The sequence below is a fragment of the Embleya sp. NPDC005971 genome, from assembly GCF_040629175.1.
In the GTDB taxonomy this organism is placed as follows: Bacteria; Actinomycetota; Actinomycetes; order Streptomycetales; family Streptomycetaceae; genus Embleya.
In genome coordinates this window covers 1-4,269 of sequence record NZ_JBEXUX010000154.1, presented here as the reverse complement: position 1 = coordinate 4,269, position 4,269 = coordinate 1, and the positions used below count along the sequence as shown (strand labels likewise).

At 71.3% G+C, this 4,269-nt stretch carries 2 protein-coding genes and 1 pseudogene; 1 reads left to right on the top strand and 2 read right to left on the bottom strand.

Annotation, left to right across the window (positions count from 1 at the left end; genetic code table 11):
• Positions 1–89: 89 nt before the first annotated feature.
• Together ABZ374_RS48045 and ABZ374_RS48040 are read right to left on the bottom strand one after the other, a co-directional pair.
• A pseudogene (locus tag ABZ374_RS48045) lies at positions 90–496 on the bottom strand (transposase); the annotation flags it as partial.
• Between the two features lie 538 nt (positions 497–1,034).
• Positions 1,035–1,913, bottom strand: coding sequence for a helix-turn-helix transcriptional regulator (locus ABZ374_RS48040; protein WP_360325033.1), 879 nt, complete (start codon positions 1,911–1,913; stop codon positions 1,035–1,037).
• A 145-nt stretch (positions 1,914–2,058) separates the two neighbouring features.
• Here ABZ374_RS48040 and ABZ374_RS48035 point away from each other — a divergent pair, with 145 nt between their 5' ends.
• On the top strand, positions 2,059–3,720 hold the full coding sequence (locus ABZ374_RS48035; RefSeq protein WP_360325030.1) for an MFS transporter: 1,662 nt from the start codon (positions 2,059–2,061) through the stop codon (positions 3,718–3,720).
• The last annotated feature ends 549 nt before the right edge of the window (positions 3,721–4,269 follow it).

Here is a 4,269-nt window from a genome sequence, read left to right as displayed (position 1 = left end):
GGATTAGGTAAGCCATTGGACCCAAGAACCTCCCTCCAAGTTCCTCCCGACTGAGTCGGGGATACGACAAGGCGCCTCATGGCGCACTGCCACCGATCGCCGACCTGCACCGCGTCGGGCAGGGCGCGGCGTATCGCCTCGGCGTAGGCGCCCGAGCCGTCCCGGCACACGATCTCGACACCCGGATGTCGACGAAGCCAAGCCTCGAGTGCGTCGACGCCGCGGCCAGGCAGGACGTCGGTGCGTTCGCCGGTCTCGGCGTCGGTCAGCACCGTCGCGTAGCGGTGGCGGCGCTTGAGCGCGAAGTCGTCGACGCCCAGGACCCGCGGCACCCGGCGGACCGGCAGCGGGATGTCTGCCCGACACGCAGCGCGGTGCATCGCGACAGCCCGGCCCCGAGCGCCTTCAGTGTCCGTGCGCCTGCACGACCTGCGAGGTCCCGCACCACGGCACGGACTTGGGCGAGCAGCCGCACCGTCCGCCGCTGGTAGCGCTCCATCCCCAACCTCGGCAAGGCGCCCGGCCCGGCACGGTGACCGGCGGGTGCGACGGCCGTTGTCGCCTCGGGTCTGTCGTCCGGGCGCGTCGGCGCCGGCCGTGCCCAAGGAATCGGTCGGGTACGTCACCCGCACCGCGTGTGGGCGCCGGACGCGATGTTCACCGTCGACGAAGTGCTAGGCGGCAGCCGCCAGTTCGGAGCCACCGCGGATTCGGACCGGATTGAACCGACGATGCGACCAGTGTGTGGGGGCGAGCTCGTCATCGGCTGCCGGGAGTCCGCTCGGCTGCGACGCTCACGCGTCGGGCAAGGCGCTTGTAACTCCGCTTGGCGACAACATCGACACCTTGCCGGCTCGATGCCGCGGCCTTCCGGGTCTCCGAGCCGACACCGATGGAATGGTATTCCGCGTACTCGTCGCCGCCGGCCACGCACGAGCCCGACGCGGACACGAGCCACGTGCTACGGGCAGGCCGGCTTCATCGACCCGCACGTCACGGCGCCGGCTCGTGTACGCCCTTCGAGGAACGCGGCATCAGCGCGCTTGTGCGGGCGAGGGCGGGGGTGAGGGCGAGTCCCGCTCGCGGGACAGGTCGGCCAGGCGGCGCAGTGCCCGCTCGGACGGGGACCCCGGCTCGGCGGCGAACAGGTCGAGACCGCTGTATTCGAGGTCGACGGGCAGGGTCACGAGTTCGCCGTACAGGTCCAGGTCGCCGACGACGGGGTGGTGCAGCCGGTAGAACCGGCCGCCCGCGCGGGCGACGGGATGGGAGGACCACATCCGGTCGAACTCGGGGCTGGCCGCGCGCAGTCGTTCGATGTGTGCCATGAGGCGCCGGTCGCCGCGGTAGCAGGCGGACAACACCCGCAGGTGCGCAACGTGTTCGACCGCCGTGCGCTCCCAGCCGGCGCCGTGCAGGTCGCGGACGTCCGAGCGGCGGAATATCAGGTCGGAGATGCTGCGCTCGCCCTCGGGCATCGCCGCGAAGTCGCCGAAAAGCGCGGTTGCGACCGGGTTCCACGCCACGATCTCGGTGTGTCGCCCGACCAGGATCGCCGGGGTCGCGTCGAAGGACGCCACCAGGTGCCGCAGGCCCGCGCGCGGCGGGGCGGCGGTCTCGGGACATGTGCGGGCGTCGGGCCGGGCGAGTTGGTTCAGGTACGTCCGCTCGTCCTCGTCCAGGCGCAACGCCCTCCCGATCGCGGCCAGGGCCTCCGCCGAGACGCTGTCGGACCTGCCCTGTTCGAGCCGCGTGTAGTGCGCGACGCTGATGCCGGCGAGACCCGCCAGTTCCTCGCGGCGCAGTCCCGCGACGCGGCGGCGGCCGCCGTACGCCCGCAGTCCGACGTCCTCCGGGCTCAGGCGGGCCCGGCGGGATTTCAGGAACTCGCTCAGTTCGACACGTGCGTCCACACCGCGACCATAACCGGCCGCGCGAAGGTGATCACGTGGTGCGTAGGCAAAGCCGGGACCTGGGTAGCGCGCGGCGGCCCGTCCAGGCTGGGAAACGACCCAGCCGCCCGCCTCACTCCCGAGGCCGTTTCCGGAGGTCGGCCCCATGCCGTCGCCTGCCAATCCCGCACGCCCTGCCAACGTCGAACGCCCCGGACACCCCACCCGCCCCACCCGCCCCGCCTGGACACTCGGCCTCCTTGCCCTCGCGGGCCTGATCACCGCACTCGACTTCACGATCGTGTACGTCGCGCTGCCCGGGATCGCCGCCGATGTCGGCTTCTCCGACCACGGGCTGCAATGGGTCGTCAGCTCGTACGCCGTCGTGTACGGAGGACTCCTCCTCCTTGGCGGCCGCCTCGCGGACCTGCTCGGCAGACGCCGCATGTTCGTGCTCGGCATGGCGCTGTACGGCGTCGGCTCGCTCCTGGGCGGCCTCGCCACCGCGCCGGGCGCGCTGATCGGCGCGCGGGCCGTGCAGGGCGTGGGCGGGGCGGTTCTGTTCCCCGCGACACTGTCGCTCGTCAACACGCTGTTCGCGGAGGGGCGTTCGCGGACCCGGGCGCTGACGGTGTGGGCGGTGTCGGGAGCGGGCGGGCTGAGCCTGGGGGCGCTGCTCGGCGGCGTACTGACAAGTGCGTGCGGCTGGCAGGCGGTGTTCTACGTCAATGTCCCGCTGGTCGTGGGCGCCGGGCTCGCCGCCTTCGCGCTGCTGCCCGCGGACGCGGCGTGGCGCGGTGGGCGCGAGAGGTGTGAGGGGCGTGAGGGGTGTGAGCGACAGGACGGAGGCAGGGAGTACGACGAACTCAAGGCGTGCCAGGGGCAGGCCGGACGCAAGGAGCACGACGGGCGCGACGGCGCGGGCGCGGCGCGGCCCGGCTTCGACTTCCCGGGCGCGTTGACCGGCACGGTCGGGCTCACGCTGCTGGTGTTCGCGATTGCGCAGGGACCGGAGTGGGGGTGGACGGATCCTCGGGTTGCGGGTGCGGCGGGAGTGGCGCTGTTGCTGCTCGCGGGATTCGTCGCGGTGGAGTCGCGGACGGCCGATCCGCTGCTGCCGCTGCGCCTGTTCACGCATCGCGGGCTGACGGCCGCGACCGGGGTGATTCTGGTGTTCGGGCTGACCTTGCAGGCCGTGCCGTTCTTCCTGACGTTGTGGTTCCAGGATGAGATGGGCTTTTCGGCGCTGCGCACAGGAGTCGCGTTCCTGGGGCCGACGCTGTCGATCACGGTGGGCAATCTCGCGGGTGAGCGCCTCGCGGGTCGTCTGGGTGTGCGTCGGACACTGATGGTCGGGTTCGCGGTCGCCGGGCTGGGGGCCGCAGTGCTGGCGGCGGGAATGACGGACGGGTCGTCGTACGCCGCGCTGCTGCCCGGCATCGTCGCCTTCGGGCTGGGCACCGGCGTTGTGTTCACCACGATGTGGGTTGCCGCAGCGTCGGGCGTCGCGGATGCCGAGCAGGGCGCCGCCTCCGGACTGGCTTCCACCGCACTCCAGTTCGGCTCCGGGGCCGGCCTGGCGGTGCTGGTCTCGGTGGGCGGGATCCGGACCGCCGTGGCGGTGGTCGCGGTGGGCGCCCTCATCGGCCTTCCGGCCGCGCTGGCCCTCCCGAAGGCCGTGCAGCCTCCCGCCGATTCAGCCGATTCAGCCGATTCAGCCGGTCCTGCCGGTCCGGCCGATCCAGCCGCGCCTGCCGGTCCAGCCGGATCTGCCGGGTCTGTCGATTCGATCGGTCAGTCGTTCTCGTCCTCCGTGCGGGCACTGTGAGTGTTTGGGGTGGTGTCAGCGGGGTGGGTGTCAGCGGTTCCGAGCCCGGTTTCTCCTTGTTGAGCTGGGCTTTGTCGGTCTGATCGCGGGATTCTTGGCTGTCACGGGGTGACCGAATTGCTGTCGTGGGCTGCCCGAGGGCACGATCACATGCGTGGTGTGGCTGTCGTGGGGATGCACATTCCTGTGTCGGCCGGCTCGAGGGTGGGGTGTGCTTGCGTTCATGTGCGCGAAGTCGTCTTTGCCGCCGGTGTCTTGGATCCCGGACGGCTCCCGCACGCCGGCGCCGTCCGCCGCCGCCCAGGCGTCGTTGTGATTTCCCAGTGGTTGTTGGTGTGTGGCCGGTGGTGTGGGCTGGGGTGTTGCAGGTGGGGTGGGAACGTTTCGCAGGTGTCCGGGTGGGGCCGTGGGTGGCTGGCCTGGGGGTGTCGCAGTTTCGTGGGGAACGTTCGGGTGAACCGCTCCGGGTTCGTTAGAGACTTGGGTGTGTGGCAATGACCTGCGGTTTTGGTTGTCTCTGGTAGTGCTTGGCTTCGTGTTCGGCGGGTG

Bases quoted from the DNA above. Each gene is read 5' to 3' on its own strand.
- ABZ374_RS48035 (WP_360325030.1), top strand. From the start codon at position 2,059: ATGCCGTCGCCTGCCAATCCCGCACGCCCTGCCAACGTCGAACGCCCC.